Origin of the sequence: Ancylobacter pratisalsi (assembly GCF_010669125.1) — a bacterium.
GTDB classification, from domain to species: domain Bacteria; phylum Pseudomonadota; class Alphaproteobacteria; order Rhizobiales; family Xanthobacteraceae; genus Ancylobacter; species Ancylobacter pratisalsi.
The window spans coordinates 2,200,696-2,214,962 of the sequence record NZ_CP048630.1; the positions used below are offsets into that span (position 1 = coordinate 2,200,696).

The 14,267-nt window shown below is 67.9% G+C and carries 13 protein-coding genes; 11 read left to right on the forward strand and 2 right to left on the reverse strand.

Features of this window, described 5'->3' with window-relative positions:
• Nucleotides 1–203: 203 nt before the first annotated feature.
• On the reverse strand, nucleotides 204–662 hold the full coding sequence (locus G3A50_RS10460) for a baeRF12 domain-containing protein (protein ID WP_163075234.1): 459 nt from the start codon (nucleotides 660–662) through the stop codon (nucleotides 204–206).
• A 128-nt stretch (nucleotides 663–790) separates the two neighbouring features.
• Nucleotides 791–1,624 (reverse strand): YihY/virulence factor BrkB family protein, encoded by an 834-nt coding sequence (locus G3A50_RS10465; protein ID WP_163075235.1) that lies wholly within the window; start codon nucleotides 1,622–1,624, stop codon nucleotides 791–793.
• A gap of 377 nt (nucleotides 1,625–2,001) precedes the next feature.
• Here G3A50_RS10465 and G3A50_RS10470 point away from each other — a divergent pair, with 377 nt between their 5' ends.
• The 11 genes from G3A50_RS10470 to G3A50_RS10520 all read left to right on the forward strand — a co-directional run bounded on the left by G3A50_RS10470 (nucleotide 2,002) and on the right by G3A50_RS10520 (nucleotide 14,236).
• On the forward strand, nucleotides 2,002–3,243 hold the full coding sequence (locus tag G3A50_RS10470) for a glutamate-5-semialdehyde dehydrogenase (protein ID WP_246252433.1): 1,242 nt from the start codon (nucleotides 2,002–2,004) through the stop codon (nucleotides 3,241–3,243).
• Nucleotides 3,240–3,866 (forward strand): nicotinate-nucleotide adenylyltransferase, encoded by a 627-nt coding sequence (locus tag G3A50_RS10475; protein WP_281355850.1) that lies wholly within the window; start codon nucleotides 3,240–3,242, stop codon nucleotides 3,864–3,866. Before G3A50_RS10470 ends, G3A50_RS10475 begins: the two co-directional genes overlap by 4 nt.
• Nucleotides 3,867–3,995: 129 nt before the next feature.
• Nucleotides 3,996–4,409 carry a ribosome silencing factor gene (rsfS, locus tag G3A50_RS10480; RefSeq protein ID WP_163075237.1) on the forward strand — a complete coding sequence of 138 codons (414 nt, stop codon included), beginning with the start codon at nucleotides 3,996–3,998 and terminating at the stop codon, nucleotides 4,407–4,409.
• A gap of 10 nt (nucleotides 4,410–4,419) precedes the next feature.
• Nucleotides 4,420–4,902, forward strand: coding sequence for a 23S rRNA (pseudouridine(1915)-N(3))-methyltransferase RlmH (rlmH, locus tag G3A50_RS10485; protein ID WP_163075238.1), 483 nt, complete (start codon nucleotides 4,420–4,422; stop codon nucleotides 4,900–4,902).
• 146 nt (nucleotides 4,903–5,048) lie between these two features.
• Nucleotides 5,049–6,398 (forward strand): murein hydrolase activator EnvC family protein, encoded by a 1,350-nt coding sequence (locus G3A50_RS10490; RefSeq protein WP_246252331.1) that lies wholly within the window; start codon nucleotides 5,049–5,051, stop codon nucleotides 6,396–6,398.
• Nucleotides 6,395–7,744, forward strand: a complete 1,350-nt coding sequence (locus G3A50_RS10495; RefSeq protein ID WP_163075239.1) for a S41 family peptidase — start codon at nucleotides 6,395–6,397, stop codon at nucleotides 7,742–7,744. Before G3A50_RS10490 ends, G3A50_RS10495 begins: the two co-directional genes overlap by 4 nt.
• Nucleotides 7,745–7,880: 136 nt before the next feature.
• Nucleotides 7,881–8,315 carry a hypothetical protein gene (locus G3A50_RS10500; RefSeq protein ID WP_163075240.1) on the forward strand — a complete coding sequence of 145 codons (435 nt, stop codon included), beginning with the start codon at nucleotides 7,881–7,883 and terminating at the stop codon, nucleotides 8,313–8,315.
• Nucleotides 8,316–8,445: 130 nt separating this feature from the next.
• Complete coding sequence (locus G3A50_RS10505) at nucleotides 8,446–8,961, forward strand: RNA pyrophosphohydrolase (protein WP_163075241.1); 516 nt, start codon at nucleotides 8,446–8,448, stop codon at nucleotides 8,959–8,961.
• Nucleotides 8,962–9,087: 126 nt separating this feature from the next.
• A complete protein-coding gene (locus G3A50_RS10510) occupies nucleotides 9,088–9,789 on the forward strand; it encodes a TetR/AcrR family transcriptional regulator (RefSeq protein ID WP_163075242.1) in 702 nt (233 codons plus the stop codon).
• The gene (locus G3A50_RS10515; protein ID WP_163075243.1) at nucleotides 9,786–11,045 is read left to right on the forward strand and encodes an efflux RND transporter periplasmic adaptor subunit; all 1,260 of its coding nucleotides are present in this window, start codon (nucleotides 9,786–9,788) and stop codon (nucleotides 11,043–11,045) included. Before G3A50_RS10510 ends, G3A50_RS10515 begins: the two co-directional genes overlap by 4 nt.
• Nucleotides 11,045–14,236 (forward strand): efflux RND transporter permease subunit, encoded by a 3,192-nt coding sequence (locus G3A50_RS10520; RefSeq protein ID WP_163075244.1) that lies wholly within the window; start codon nucleotides 11,045–11,047, stop codon nucleotides 14,234–14,236. Before G3A50_RS10515 ends, G3A50_RS10520 begins: the two co-directional genes overlap by 1 nt.
• Nucleotides 14,237–14,267: the final 31 nt, after the last annotated feature.

A 14,267-nucleotide genomic window follows, 5' to 3' on the forward strand; every position in this document is an offset into this window, starting at 1 on the left:
AACCGAGGGGATGGAGACGGTGTGCCCCGGCGTGGCGCAACGCCCCAGGGGAGGCGCGTCGGTCGCGGCCGCGCGGGGCCGGCCCCTTCTTCTGTCAAGAAAAACCCCGCCGGGAAGCCGGCGGGGTGTCGAATGTCTTCGCTGGGATACGTCTTCGTTTGGACACGCGCCGAAGCTGGATCCGTTCCCGCGCCTCGGGCCCATCAGGCGGCGAGGTGCTTTTCGATCTCGTAGACCGGCAGCTTGACCATGTCGCGATCGACCTCGGCGGTGATCGCGGTCTTCAGCGCCGGACTGTAGAGCGGGCGCAGCACGCCCAGCGCGCGCGGGGCGGCGACGATGACGAGCGACTGCGCTTCGCCCGCCGTGAGGGCCGCGTCGAGCTTGCCGGCCAGGTCGCGCAGGAAGTCGCGTTCGGCCTCGTCATGCCAGTCGGTCGGCTCCACCGAGGAGCGCGCGGGGCTCGCGGACTGGTGCACCCGGCCGGGCGCGTCCGTGCCCTGCGCGCTCGTCGGCGGATTCTCCTGCTCGTACACCAGATGGGTGCGCAGATTGGGGAAGGTGGCGTCGCCCTTGTTGCACAGGATCAGCGCCTTGCGCCCGTCGCACACCACGACCCATGCGCCGGCTTCGATCTTGATCTTGTCGTAACTGGTGCTCATTGCACGCCTCCTTCGAACTTTACGCGTCATTTGGCGCACGGCTGATGCCGGCGCGCCTTGACCCTGGTCAAGCGCGAGAGGGGCTCCGAAGTTCCGGTCGAGTGGGGGAATTGAGCCGAAGCGGGCGGCTAGAGCCGGCCTTCGCGGGAGCGGCGCATCGCCGCGTTCAGTTCGCCGCCATAAACGAAGATCGAGGCGGTGGTGTAGAGGAAGACCAGCGCGATCATAACCGAGGCGAGGCCCGCATAAGTGGTGACGTAGTTTCCGGCGAACTCGGCGAGATAGCGGCCGAAGGCGGCACCGGCCGCCAGCCACAGGCCGAGCGTGACCAGGATGCCGGGTGCCACCTCGGCCAGGGTGCGCCGCCCGGCCGGCAGCCACATATGCGCCACCACCAGGGCGACGATCAGGATGGCCGAAGTCGCCGCGTAGCGCAGGAAGGTGATGATCCATCCGAAGGGCTGCAGCGCCGGCACCCATCTCACCGCCGCCAGCCACAGCACCGGGCCGAGCACGACCAGAAACGACAGCGCCAGCAGGCCGGCGGCGCCGACCACGACATAGCCGATCGATTCGAGGCGCAGCCAGTACCAGGCACGGCTCTCGCGTACGCCATAGGCGCGGTTGAGCCCGATGCGCAGGCTCTCGATGCCGTTGGAAGAGAAGTAGAGTGCCAGAATGACACCGAAGGTCAGCACATCCGTGCGGACCTGGGTCAGCACGTTGCGGATCTCGCTGCCGATCGGGGCCGCGACCTGCGACGGCCAGGCTTCCAGCATCAGCTGGACCGTTTCGTCGGCGAGATTCTTGAAGTCGAAGAAGGCCGCCAGCGAGGTCACGAAAATGAGAAAGGGGAACAGCGACATCAGCGCGGAGAGCGCAATGTGGCTCGAAATGGCCCAGCCGTCGTCCTCGACGAAGCGCCAGAAGGCGTCCCAGGCGATGTCGAAGACACGAATCAAGACGGCCAGTCTCCTTCGGTGAAGCAGGCGATGATGCGTCACATCGGACGTCGGGGCGCAAATGGCAAGTCCGGGGCACGTCCGGTGCAGGTCCGGGACCGATCCGGGGCACGCCTGCGGTCGGCAAACCGCTCTCCAGGCGGCCCTGTGGAAAGCCGCGCGCAACCGTCGACGGAGCCCTGCGAATTCGCTTTGGCGTGGAATGCCCAGGTTGTGATAGACAGGGCGCCCGTTTCGTGACCCTTCCGTGAACCCGCTCTAGCGAACTGCCCCGAGTATCCGCCATGTCCGCCGCCCTTTCGCATCTGCGTGCCGCTCCCACCGCCGAGGATCGCTCCGGCGGGCCGGCGCGTGCGCCGGAGGATGTCGGCGCGCTGATGGCCGAGATCGGCGTCCGTGCCCGTGCGGCCGCCCGCGTGCTGGCCACCGCGCCGGCGGCGGTTAAGCAGGCGGGCCTGATCGCCGCCGCGAGTGCCATTCGCCGCGAGGCGGAGACGATCCTCGCCGCCAATGCCGAGGACGTCGCCGCCGCCAAGGCCTCCGGCATGGGCGCCTCCATGCTCGACCGCCTCACCCTCACCGCCGATCGCCTTGAAGCGACGGCGCGCGGTGTTGAGGAGATCGCCGCCCTTGCCGACCCGGTGGGCACGGTAACCGAGAGCTGGGAGCGCCCGAACGGCCTGAAGCTGGAGCGCGTGCGCACCCCGCTCGGCGTCGTTGGCGTGATCTATGAGAGCCGTCCCAACGTCACCGCCGATGCCGGGAGCCTGTGCCTCAAGGCCGGAAATGCGGTGATCCTGCGTGGCGGCTCGGACAGCTTCCATTCCAGCCGGGCGATCCATGCCGCAATGGTGAGGGGCCTGGTCTCGGCGGGCCTGCCGGCGGATGCGATCCAGCTCGTTCCCACTCGCGACCGCGCGGCGGTGGGCGAGATGTTGGCCGGGCTCGGCGGCAATGTGGATGTGATCGTGCCGCGCGGGGGCAAAAGCCTGGTGGCGCGGGTGCAGAGCGAGGCCCGAGTGCCGGTGTTCGCGCATCTGGAAGGGCTCGTTCACATCTATATCGACAAGGACGCCGATCTGGACAAGGCGATCGGCATCGTGCGCAACGCCAAGCTGCGCCGTACCAGCGTCTGCGGGGCGGCCGAGACGCTTCTGATCGATCGTGCCGGATCCGACACGCTCCTCGCGCCGCTGGTCACCATGCTGCTTGATGAGGGCTGCGCCGTGCGCGGCGACGCGGCGGTGCAGGCGGTCGATCCGCGCGTCGCCGCCGCGAGCGAGGAGGACTGGCGCACCGAGTATCTCGACGCGGTGATCGCGGCGAAGCTGGTGGACGGCGTGAAGGACGCGATCGATCACATCGAGACCTATGGCTCGCACCACACCGACGCCGTCGTGACCGAGAATCAGGCGGTGGCGGAAGCCTTCCTTGCCGAGGTCGATTCAGCCATCGTCATGCACAACGCCTCGACCCAGTTCGCCGATGGCGGCGAGTTCGGGTTCGGTGGCGAGATCGGCATTGCCACCGGGCGGATGCATGCGCGCGGGCCGGTGGGCGCCGAACAGCTCACCTCGTTCAAGTATCGGGTGCGCGGCACCGGCCAGATCCGGCCGTGAGTCCGGCGTCGCCGGCGTCGCAGACCCGCATTCCCCCCTTGGCCGCGGGCATGCGGATCGGGCTTTACGGGGGCAGTTTCAACCCGCCCCATGCGGCGCATCGCGCGGCGAGCCTGCTGGCGCTGAAGCGGCTCGGGCTTGATCAGGTCTGGTGGCTGGTCACGCCCGGCAACCCGCTGAAGGACAATAACGGCCTGCCGCCACTTGCCGAACGGCTTGGTGCGGCGCGCCGGGTGGCGAACCATCCCCGCCTGGTGCCCACCGGGCTCGAGGTGGGGCTGGGCACACGCTACAGCCACGACACCGTGGCGGCGCTCACGCGGCGCTTCCCGCGGGTGCGCTTCGTGTGGTTGATGGGGGCGGACAATCTTGCCTCCTTCGACCGCTGGCAGCGCTGGAAGGACATTGCGGAACTTGTGCCGATCGCGGTCATCGACCGGCCCGGCTGCACCTTTCCCGCGATCGCCTCGCCAGCCGCGACCGCGCTCCGGCGCTGGCGGATCGGCGAGGAAGACGCTGGTCGCCTCACGACCGTCAAGCCGCCCGCGTGGGTGTTTCTTCACGGCCTGAAGTCACCGCTTTCCTCGACGCAGCTGCGTGCGGCGGCGTCGAGAAATGACTGACGAAACAGCACTCGCTGGTCGATGGTTGAAAAAGCAACCGTTTCGGCCTTATCTTAACAAGGTATCAACGGCGGAAAGTCCGTCGTGATCATTGCCAAAATGTCGAGAGGATCCGGACCCCTGTCCACCATGGCGCTCTCAGCAGCCGCCTCCACCCCGGCGACTGCACCCGTCTCCGAACCGCGTTACGACGCTGAGGAGATTCTGGCCCTCGCTCTGGCCCGTCTTGAAGACGACAAGGCCGAGGACATCATTCACATCGAACTGCGCGGCAAGACGACCATCGCCGATTACATGGTGGTGGCCACTGGCCGTTCCCAGCGTCATGTCGGCGCTCTCGCGGAGCACCTCGCCGAAGCGTTCAAGGCGCGCGGCGTGAAGGGGGTGCGCATCGAGGGCCTGCCGGCGGCCGACTGGGTGCTGATCGATGCCAGCGATGTCATCGTCCACATCTTCCAGCCGGAAGTGCGGGGCTTCTACAATATCGAGAAGATGTGGTCGGGCGCCCTCGCGGGCGGGTCGGCACGCACGACGCGCGACTGAGTCGCGAAGGGTGAGGCTGCTGGTTGTTGCGGTGGGCCGGATGAAGACCGGGCCCGAGCGAGAGCTCTGTGCGCGTTATCTCGACCGCGCCTCGAAGTCCGGACGCGCCCTCGGGTTGTCCGGCCCGGATGTGGTCGAGATCGCGGAAAGCGCCGCCCGCCGCCCCGAGGACCGCATGGCCGACGAGGGTGTGGGGCTGATTGCCGCGCTTCCGGGCGAGATGGCGGTTCTCGCGCTTGATCCGCGCGGGTCGGAAGTCAGCAGCGAACAGCTCGCCGCCGATGTCGCCGGCCTGCGCGATCGTGGCGTGCGGGCGCTGTCCTTCGTCATCGGTGGCGCCGATGGCCTCAGCGAGGCGGCGCGGGGGCGCGCGGACCGGCTGATCGCCTTCGGACGCGCCACCTTTCCGCACCAGCTGGTTCGGGTGATGATGGCCGAGCAGATCTACCGCGTGACCACGATCCTCTCCGGCCATCCCTATCACAAGGGCTGATAGACGGGGACGGCCCGTGTCTTGCTAAGGACTTGTTAACCAGCCCGATCGTCCCTTGGCTCCGTTCGACCCCGGCATCTGTTCGACCCTTGCCTACGATCGTCCCGTCTTCCCGATCGCTCCTTGCCCCGATGTGCCCAGCCGCAATGCTCACCGGCCCCGCCTTCCCCCGCTTCCTCGCCCGCCGTGCCTTGCCGCGCGGGGCGCGGCATGCCGTGGCGGTCGCGATGGCCGCGGGGTGGCTGGCCTCGGCCGCCCCGCTTCTCGCCCAGTCGCCCGAGGGGCCGCAGGACGCCGCCGCCAAGCACCAGCAGCGGATCGAGGAGCTCGACGCCGATCTCAAGGGCAGCACGGCCGAGCAGCAGCGCCTGGCCGCCGAGATCGCCAACCTCAAGGGCGACCGTGCCAAGCTGAACGCGGCGCTGCTCGACACCGCCCAGAAGGTCCGCGATGTCGAGAACAAGCTCGATGCCAGCGAGCAGCGCCTGCTCCAGCTCGGCCGCGAGGCGTCGGACATCCGCGAATCACTCGATGCGCGCCGCTCGGTTCTGGCCGAGGTGCTGGGCGGGCTGGTGCGTCTCGGTCGCCGCCCGCCCCCGGCCTTGCTCGTGCGTCCCGACGACGCGCTGCAGTCGGTGCGCTCGGCCATGCTGCTCGGCGCGGTGCTGCCGGAGCTGAAGGCGGAGACCGAGCTTCTTGCCAGCGAACTCGCGGCGCAGGAGCGGGTGAGGCAGGAGACGGCCCGCGAGCGCGACGCTCTCGCAGAATTGAAAGACAGCCTCGCCGGGGAACGCCGGCGCACGGCGGCGCTGATCGACGAGCGCCAGAAGTCGCTGGAGGCGGGCGAGGCGGCGCTGGTGAGCGAGCGTCAGCGTGCCGACGTGCTGGCCGCCGAGGCGAGCAATGTGCGCGACCTGCTGGCGCGCGTGGAGACCGAGATCGCCGCCTCGCGCAAGGCCGCCGAAGCGGCCCGGGCCTCGCAGAACAAGGCGCCGCAAGGCCCGGCCGATCGTCTCGCGGCGCTGCAGGATCCCGGCCGGTTGACCCCCGGTATCCCCTTTATCGACGCCAAGGGCCTGCTTCCCCTGCCGGCGGGCGGTACCGTGCTCAAGGCGTTCGGTGCCGAGGATGGTTATGGCGGGCAGGAGAAGGGCGTTTCCTTCGGCACCCGCGTCGAGGCCCAGGTCGCCGCACCCAGCGATGGCTGGGTGGTCTATGCGGGCCCTTTCCGCTCCTACGGACAGCTATTGATCATCAATGCCGGCGGCGGATACCATATTCTTTTGGCGGGAATGGATAAGATAACCGTGGAGCTTGGCCAGTTCGTGCTGTCAGGCGAACCGGTGGCGGTAATGGGGCAGGGGCCACAATTGGTGTCGTCGGTCGGCCTTGGAACCGCCCAACCCATTCTTTACGTCGAGTTCCGCAAGGACGGAATTTCGATTGACCCAACCCCTTGGTGGGCGACGAGCGAGAGCGAGAAGGCACGCGGATGATGCGCAGGACGTCAGTGTTTCTCATTGGAGCGGCGGCCGGCGCGCTTGTCGCGGTCGGCGCCACTCAGCCGCGGCTGCTATTGCAGCCGACGCAGGCCATGGCGGCCGCTTCCGATACCTATCGGCAGCTAAACCTGTTCGGTGATGTCTTCGAGCGCGTGCGCGCCGACTATGTCGAGAAGCCCGACGACGCCAAGCTGATCGAGGCGGCGATCAACGGGATGCTGTCCTCGCTGGATCCGCACTCCACCTACATGGATGCGAAAGACTTCCGCGACATGCAGGTGCAGACCCGCGGCCAGTTCGGCGGCCTCGGCATCGAGGTCACGATGGAGGACGGTCTCGTCAAGGTCGTGGCGCCGATCGACGATACCCCCGCTGCAAAGGCCGGCGTTCAGGCCGGCGACCTGATCACCAAGCTCGATGGCGATGAGGTCAAGGGCCTCACGCTGAGCCAGGCGGTCGAGAAGATGCGCGGCGCCGTGGCGACGCCGATCAAGCTCACCATCATCCGCAAGGGTCAGGACAAGCCGCTTGAGCTGACGCTGACCCGCGACATCATCAACATCAAGTCGGTCCGCGCGCGGGTCGAGGATGGCGATATCGGCTATATCCGCATCACGTCTTTCAGCGAGCAGACCGGCGACGGCCTGAAGAAGGCGATCGAGGATCTGACCAAGCAGATCGGCGAGGACAAGCTCAAGGGCTTCATCGTCGACCTGCGCAACAACCCGGGCGGGTTGCTGGATCAGGCGATCGAGGTTTCCGACACCTTCCTCGATCGTGGCGAGATCGTATCGACGCGCGGTCGCGAGGCTGACGAGACCGAGCGGCGCAATGCCCGTCCCGGCGATCTTGCCAAGGGCAAGCCCGTGATCGTGCTGATCAATGGCGGCTCGGCGTCGGCGTCGGAAATCGTGGCTGGTGCCCTTCAGGATCACAAGCGCGCCACCATCCTAGGCTCGCTGTCGTTCGGCAAGGGCTCGGTGCAGACGGTGATCCCGGTCTCCGGCAATGCGGCGATCAAGCTGACCACGGCGCGCTACTACACGCCGTCGGGCCGTTCGATCCAGGCCAAGGGCATCTCTCCCGACATCGAGCTGGTGCAGGACGTGCCGGCCGAGGTGAAGGAGAAGGCCGAGGCCGCGGGTGTCGAGATGACGCGCGGCGAGGCCTCGCTCAAGGGCCACCTGAAGAACGGCGAGGACGAGAAGACCGGTTCGCCGGCCTATGTGCCGCCGGATCCGAAGGACGACACCCAGCTCAAGCTGGCGATCGACCTGATCCAGGGCGTGCAGAAGAACGCCGCCTATCCGGCCGATCCGAAGGCGGCCGTTCCGAACTGAGGCGACCCCTCACATTCGACCGCTCATTGATGAAACCCCGCCGCGAGGCGGGGTTTTTTCATGGGTGAGGCGCGCTGTCGCGCGAACACCGCCGAATTGCCGCGATGCTGCCTTGGTCGGCGTCGACAAGGGCAGCATGATATCGCCCGTCGACATGCCGGCGCCCGCGCCGACCTCCCCGCACGAGATCACCGCACCCTCCCGCGCGTCCCATGACACGGGCTCGCCGCTCGACCGCGATGCGGATCGCGACGGCGATCTGTCCAAGGCCGCCGTCGGTATTTTCGGCATGGCCGGTCTCGCCATCGTGGCGGTTGGCTTGGTCTGGATCATGGCACGGCCCGGGGCGGTGGAAACGGTCAGTCTGGAGCGGCTGTTCAAGCATGACAGCGCGCCGGTCTCGGCGGATGCGGCGATGCTTCGCTCGGGATTCGACCCCGATGCCGATGCCGACGCCGTTCCAGGCGGCTTCACCTTCCTTGATGGCGCGACCGGCCAGCGCGAAGTTGTGGGCGTGGCGCCGCGCCCGGAGACGACCGGCCCGGACGAGGCCAGGACCGTCACCCGCTAGCCCTCGCCAGCGTGCGCGTCGTTGCGCGGTAAGCATGTTTCGAGGCCGTTCTACGCGCTGTCACGGGCCTCGCCTATGATGGTGGCGCGGCGCTCCGGCCGCCTGTCCCTCCTGAAGTCCGGCCATTGCGATGATTGCGTTCGAACAGCTTCCGTATCGCCCCTGCGTGGGTGTCGTGCTCGTCAACCGCGAGGGGCTGGTGTTCCTTGGCCAGCGCCAGGGCGGCCCGGAGCATGTCGACGCCCATCATTCCTGGCAGATGCCTCAGGGGGGCATTGACGAGGGTGAGAAGCCCGAGGACGCGGCGCTGCGCGAACTCTATGAGGAGACCAGTGTCACCTCGGTCAGCTTCCTCGGCCAGTCGGCGGAATGGCTCGCCTACGATCTTCCCGAGCCGATCGCGCGCGAAGCCTGGAAGGGGCGTTATCGCGGCCAGAAGCAGAAGTGGATCGCGCTGCGCTTCACCGGCGAGGACACGGAAATCAATGTCACCCGCCCCGGCGGCGGCAAGCACAAGCCGGAATTCATCAACTGGCGCTGGGAGCGCCTCGATCGCACGCCCTCGCTCATCATCCCGTTCAAGCGCCCGGTCTATGAACAGGTGGCGCGCGAGTTCGAGCCGCTGGTCACGTCTGCAGGACAGTGAGGCGGGTTCGTGGGGTGCTCTGCGGCATGCGAACGAACGTTCGTTCTTGACATGTGCCGCTACGTGACGTAGATGCGAACGAACGTTCGCTCCATTCTTCGGGTTCGCCCGTTTTCCGGGAATGCCATGGCCGCCCTCGAAACGTTCCCTTCCGCGCATCCGCCGAAGGCGCCCGATTCGGATACCTCCGGGCCGGCGGACATCTCCAAGGCGGGAGCGCATCCGGCCCGGCCCGAACCGCGCCGGCGTGTGCTCGACGCGGCGATCGCCTGTTTCATCCGCAACGGCTTCCACGGCACCAGCATGCAGGAGATCTGCAAGGCCGCCGAGATGAGCCCGGGTGCGCTCTATCGCTACTTCCCCTCCAAGGACGCGATGATCATCGCGATCGTGGAAGAGGAGCGCGCGGCGCGGTCCAGCCTGCTGGCCTGCCTTGATAGTGCGCCGAGTTTCGTCGCGGGCCTCACCGCCATGGGCGAAGCGCTGTTCTCGGGCGCGATGCCGATGGTCTGCGTGGAACTCGCGCCGGAAATTTCGGCCGAGGCGGCGCGCAATCCGGCGCTGAAGGCGAAGTTCGATGAGGTCGAGGCGGAGATGAACGGTGCCATCCGCGCCGCCCTGGTCGCCGCCCAGGCCCGGGGCGAAGCCGATCCTTCACTCGATGCCGATGCTGCGCTGTTGATGATCAACGCCATTGGCGACGGCCTTCTCCTGCGCAATCGCCTCAACCCGGACCTGCCCCTTGCGGCAATGATGCCGGCGATCGGCGCCATGCTGGCGCGCATGTTCGCGCCGGTTCCCTCTTCTTCCCCGGACCTGACCAAATGAGCGTGAAGCTTCCCTCGATCCGCGGGCGCATCGCGCTCGCCCTCACCATGACCGCGCTGGTCGTGGGCGTGGCGGGCTATGCCTTCCGCGACCGCATTGCCGAGGGGCTGAGCTTTGGCGAGCCGGCACAGGCCAAGCTCGCCGATCCGCTGCCGGAGGAGGTGCAGGGCATCACCGTGTCGGTCATCCCGGCGACGCCACGCACCGTTATCGACACGCTACCGGTCACCGGCACGCTGGTGGCGCGCGAGGAGATCATGGTCGGGCCGGAAATCGACGGCAACCGCATCACCGAGATTCTGGTGGAAGAGGGCGACCGGGTCGAAAAGGGCCAGGTGCTGGCGCGTCTCTCGCGCGACACGCTGACCACGCTGTTGGCGCAGAACACGGCCAATGCCGCGCGCGCCAAGGCGAGCATCGCCCAGCAGCAGGCGCAGCTCACCCAGGCCCGTGCCCAGAACACCGAGGCCGAGGCGTCGGTGGAGCGTGCCCGGACCCTCATCAAGACCGGCGCCACCTCGCAGGAGGTGCTGGACCAGCGCGAGCGCGCGGTGAAGGTTTCGGCGGCGCAGATCGTTGCCGCCGAGGAGTCGGTGACGGCTGCCGAAGCCGAACTGGCGCAGATCAAGGCCAATCGCGACGAACTTGAGGTGCGCCTCGCCCGCACCGAGATCAGGGCGCCGGAGGCCGGCATCGTGTCCTCGCGGGCCGCCCGCATCGGTGCCATCGTGCTGTCGGCCAATAGCGAGCCGCTGTTCCGCATCGTGAAGGACGGCGCCATCGATCTCGATGCCGAAGTGCCCGAATCCTCGTTGCCGCGCCTGCGTGTGGGCATGCCGGTCGCGGTCACCCCGGCGGGGTTTGACGCGCCGGTGGCCGGCAGCGTGCGTCTGGTCGGGGCGAGGGTGGATCCCGCGACCCGCCTTGCCCGTGTCGCTGTGGCGCTGCCGGACGATCCCCGGCTGCGCCCGGGCGCCTATGGGCGCGGTGTCATCGAGGTGGCCCGCCATGACGGGCTCGCCCTTCCCCAGTCCGCCGTCCAGTTCGATGCCGATGGCACCTATGTGCTGGTGGTGAAGGACGACACCGTGCACCAGCGCGCCGTGGTTACCGGGCTGCGGGGCGAGGGCTTCATCGAGATCGCCAAGGGACTGGCCGAAGGCGAGGAAGTCGTTGCCCGCGCCGGTGGCTTCCTGCGTGACGGCGACCGGGTGACACCGGTGCCGCTCGTCGAACGGCAGGGGAGTGGCGCCTGATGGCACTCAACATCTCCGCCTGGGCGATCCGCAAGCCGGTGCCCTCCATAGTGCTGTTCGTGGTCCTGACCGCGATCGGCCTCTACACCTTCGATCGGCTGCCGATTACCCGCATGCCGAACATCGATGTGCCCATCGTCTCGGTGGTCGTCACCCAGCCGGGCGCGGCGCCGAGCGAACTGGAGTCGCAGGTCACCAAGCGCGTGGAGACCGCGATCGCCGGCGTGCAGGGGGTGAAGCACATCTCCTCCTCGATTTCCGAGGGGTCCTCCGTCACCACGGTCGAATTCCAGCTAGAGACCCTTGTCGATCGTGCGGTCAACGATGTCCGCGATGCCGTGACCGGCATCCGTTCGGAACTGCCGCAGGGCATCGAGGAGCCGCTGATCAAGCGCGTCGACATCGAGGGCATGGCGATCGTCACCTATGCCGCCTCGGCCCCGGCGATGACGCCGGACGAACTCTCCTGGTTCGTCGACGACACGGTGATCCGGGCGCTGCAGGGCGTGCGCGGCGTTGCCCAGGTCAAGCGCGAGGGCGGCGTCGACCGCGAGATCCGCATTTCGCTGGATCCCGACAAGCTCGCCGCGCTGGGCGTGACGGCGGCGGATGTAAATCGCGAGCTCGCCGCCACCAATGTGGATCTCGCCGGCGGGCGTGGCGAAATCGGCACGCAGGAACAGTCCGTGCGCACGCTTGGCGGCGCGCTGAGCGTGGCCGATCTGGCCGAAACCCGGATCGCCCTGCCGGCCAGCAGCAGCGGCGGCTCGCGCCAGGTGCGCCTGGCCGATCTCGGCACGGTCACCGACGGCGCGGCCGAGCCGCGCATTTTCGCACGGCTCGACGGCAAGCCCGTGGTCGCCTTCGGCATCTACCGCGCCAAGGGATTTTCCGACGTGGTGGTGGCCGAGCGGGTCGACGAGGCGCTGCGCACGCTCGAAGCCGCGCATCCGGACGTGCGGATCTCGCTCATCGATTCGACGGTGAAGTACACCAAGGCCGATTACGAATCGGCCATGCAGACGCTGATCGAAGGCGCGGTGCTGGCGGTCATCGTCGTCATGCTGTTCCTGCGTGACTGGCGCGCGACGCTGGTTTCCGCGATGGCGATCCCGCTTTCGATCCTGCCGACCTTCTGGGTCATGGACCTGCTCGGCTTTTCGCTGAACGGCGTGAGCCTGCTCGCCGTGACGCTGGTGACCGGCATCCTCGTCGATGACGCCATCGTCGAGATCGAGAACATCGTGCGGCACATGCGGATGGGCAAATCCGCCTATCGCGCGGCGATCGACGCCGCGGACGAGATCGGCCTGGCCGTGGTCGCGACCACGCTGACCATCGTCGCGGTCTTCATGCCCGTCAGCTTCATGGGCGGCATTGCCGGGCAGTATTTCCGCCAGTTCGGCATTACCGTCGCGGTGGCGGTGCTGTTCTCGCTGCTGGTGGCGCGCCTGCTCACGCCGATGCTCGCGGCCTATTTCATGCGCGCGCATGGCCATGAGGCCAAGCCTGACGGCGTGATCATGCGCTTTTATGTGCGGCTGCTGCGGGCCTCGGTGCGCCATCGCTTCATCACCGTCGCCGTTGGCATCGCGATCTTCATCGGTTCGATGTGGCTTTCCACCCTGCTGCCGTCCGGCTTCATTCCCAATTCCGATGTCTCGCGCTCGGTGCTGTCGGTCGAGCTGCCGCCGGGGGCGACGCTGGCGAGCACCCAGCGTGTGGTTGACCAGATCTCGACCACGCTGAAGGCGCAGCCGGAAGTGGCCAGCGTGTTCGCCACCGCGGGCAGCGATTCGGGCAATGGCGGCGACAGCGCGGGCGAGGTGCGCAAGGCAACGATCATCGTCAATCTGGTGCCGCGCGCCGACCGCAGGGAGACGCAGAAGCAGTTCGAGGGCCGGATGCGGGCCGACATTGCCCGGATTCCCGACCTTCGCTTCAATTTCGGCGCTTCCGGCGGCGCTGGTCCCGGCCAGCGCGAATTCACGCTGATCATGTCCGGCTCGGACGGCGCGGCGGTAAGCCGGGCCGCGCTGGAGCTGGAGCGGGAGATCCGCGCCAAGGTGAAGGGGCTGAACAACGTCGTCACCTCCGCGGCGCTGGAGCGGCCGGAGATCCGCGTTGTGCCCAAGCTGGCGGAAGCGGCCGAACTCGGCGTTTCCGTGGCCGACATCGCCCAGACCGTGCGCATCGCCACCATCGGCGACGTGTCGCAGAACCTCGCCAAATTCTCCGCCGGCGACCGGCAGGTGCCGATCCGCGTGCAGCTCGACGAGGCGGCGCGTGCGCGGCTGGCGACCTTCGAGACCCTGAAGGTGCGTACCGCCTCGGGCGCCTCGGTGCCGCTTTCCGCGGTCGCCCGGCTGAACTTCGGCACCGGGCCGTCGAGCCTCGACCGCTACGACCGCGCGCGCCGCGTCGCCATCGAGGCGGATCTGACGGGCAACACCCAGCTCGGTGAGGCGCTGGCCGAGGTCTATGCCCTTCCGGCCGCGAAGGACCTTCCGCCCGGCATCAGCCTGACCGAGTCCGGTGACGCCGAAATCATGGCCGAGGTGTTCGGCGGCTTTGCCACCGCCATGGGCGCGGGCGTGATGATGGTGCTGGCGGTGCTGGTGCTGCTATTCGCCAATGTCCTGCAGCCCATCACCATCCTGATCGCGCTCCCGCTCTCGGTGGGCGGCGCCTTCATCGCGCTGCTGCTGACCAACAACGCGATGACGCTGCCCGTGGTGATCGGCTTCCTGATGCTGATGGGCATTGTGACCAAGAACGCGATCCTGCTGGTCGATTTCGCCATCGAGGCGGTGCATGCCGGGACCGAGCGCACCACGGCGCTGATCGAGGCCGGCCGCAAGCGCGCGCAGCCGATCGTGATGACCACCATCGCCATGGCCGCCGGCATGATGCCCTCGGCCCTCGGGCTCGGCGAGGGGGCCGACTTCCGCTCGCCCATGGCGATCGCGGTGATCGGCGGACTCCTCGCCTCCACCGTGCTGTCTCTGGTGTTCGTGCCGGCAGTGTTCACGCTTATGGATGATCTCGGCCGGCAGTTCGGGCGCATCTTCGGCCGCTTCGTCGGCGAGCGCGACGAGCCGCCCGAGCATGGCGGGGCGGTGCTGCCTACCGTTCATGCCATGCCGCGCCCGGTGGAGAGCGTGCCTCCTCCGTCCATCGCTGCGGAGTAGCGGTACAAGCTCTCGCGGGGCAGACGGTGGT